At 47.3% G+C, this 1,190-nt stretch carries 1 protein-coding gene; it reads left to right on the forward strand.

Annotated features, from left to right (window positions below):
• Positions 1-1,184 (forward strand): elongation factor Tu (tuf, locus tag R7044_RS24135; protein WP_017822038.1); only part of this gene is annotated, 1,184 nt, incomplete at its 5' end.
• Positions 1,185-1,190: the final 6 nt, after the last annotated feature.

Here is a 1,190-nt window from a genome sequence, read left to right on the forward strand (position 1 = left end):
TGTCTAAAGAAAAATTTGAACGTACGAAACCGCACGTTAACGTTGGTACTATCGGCCACGTTGACCACGGTAAAACAACTCTAACTGCAGCTATCTGTACTACTCTTGCTAAAGTTTACGGCGGTGTAGCTAAAGACTTCGCATCTATCGATAACGCTCCAGAAGAGCGTGAGCGCGGTATCACAATCGCAACTTCTCACGTTGAGTACGACACTCCATCACGCCACTACGCACACGTTGACTGTCCAGGACACGCTGACTATGTTAAAAACATGATCACTGGTGCTGCACAGATGGACGGTGGTATCCTAGTTGTTGCTGCGACAGATGGCCCAATGCCACAAACTCGTGAGCACATCCTACTAGGCCGTCAGGTTGGTATCCCATACATCATCGTATTCATGAACAAATGTGACATGGTTGACGATGAAGAGCTACTAGAACTAGTAGAAATGGAAGTTCGTGAACTTCTATCTGAATACGATTTCCCAGGTGATGACCTACCAGTTATCCAAGGTTCTGCACTAGGCGCACTAAACGGCGAAGAGCAGTGGGAAGCGAAAATCGTTGAACTAGCAGAAGCTCTAGATACTTACATCCCTGAGCCAGAGCGTGCGGTAGATCAGCCATTCCTAATGCCTATCGAAGACGTATTCTCAATCCAAGGTCGTGGTACAGTAGTAACTGGCCGTATCGAGCGTGGTATCCTAACTGTAGGTGACGAAGTTGCTATCGTAGGTATCAAAGACACTACTACAACTACATGTACTGGTGTTGAGATGTTCCGTAAGCTTCTAGACGAAGGCCGTGCAGGTGAGAACGTTGGTGCACTTCTACGTGGTACTAAGCGTGACGAAGTTGAACGTGGTCAAGTACTAGCTAAGCCTGGTTCAATCACTCCACACACTAAGTTCGAATCAGAAGTATACGTACTGTCTAAAGATGAAGGTGGTCGTCACACTCCATTCTTCAAAGGCTACCGTCCACAGTTCTACTTCCGTACAACTGACGTAACTGGTGACATCCAGCTACCAGACGGCGTAGAAATGGTAATGCCAGGCGACAACGTACAGATGACTGTAGAGCTAATCGCACCAATCGCAATGGACGAAGGTCTACGTTTCGCGATCCGTGAAGGTGGCCGTACAGTAGGTGCTGGTGTTGTTGCTAAGATCTTCGACTAATTCATA

The sequence above is a fragment of the Vibrio sp. 1402 genome (genome assembly GCF_033340275.1).